1 pseudogene is annotated in these 422 nt (G+C 76.5%); it reads left to right on the forward strand.

Annotation, left to right across the window (positions count from 1 at the left end):
- Positions 1–422 (forward strand): annotated as a pseudogene (locus RNC47_RS37115) (GNAT family N-acetyltransferase); the annotation flags it as partial.

A 422-nucleotide genomic window follows, 5' to 3' on the forward strand; every position in this document is an offset into this window, starting at 1 on the left:
GTGCTGGACGCCCCGGCCCACCGCGCGTTCGCCGAACGGCACGGCTACCGCGCCGCCCGCCACGCGCACTTCCTGCGGCTCGACCTGACGGCCGCCACGCTGCCGCCGCTCCAGCCCGCGCCGCCCGGTGTCCAGCTGCGTCCCGCCGCCGGCTTCGCCGACGATCCGCGCCCGCTGTTCGCGCTGGACCTGGAGACCGCGGCCGACGAACCGAGCGACGTCGAGAGCGGGTCAGCCGGCTACCAGGAGTGGGCCGCGTCGACGTGGGAGCATCCGATGCTGGACCGGGAGCTGTCCATGGTCGCCCTGGTGGACGGCGTTCCTGCCGCGTTCAGCCTCGCCCACACGGACGGGCGGGGCCGCTACGCCACCGCGATGACCGGCACCGCCCGCGCGTTCCGGGGCCGCGGGCTCGCCAAGCT

Origin of the sequence: Streptomyces millisiae, from assembly GCF_031845425.1 — a bacterium.
In the GTDB taxonomy this organism is placed as follows: domain Bacteria; phylum Actinomycetota; class Actinomycetes; order Streptomycetales; family Streptomycetaceae; genus Streptomyces; species Streptomyces millisiae.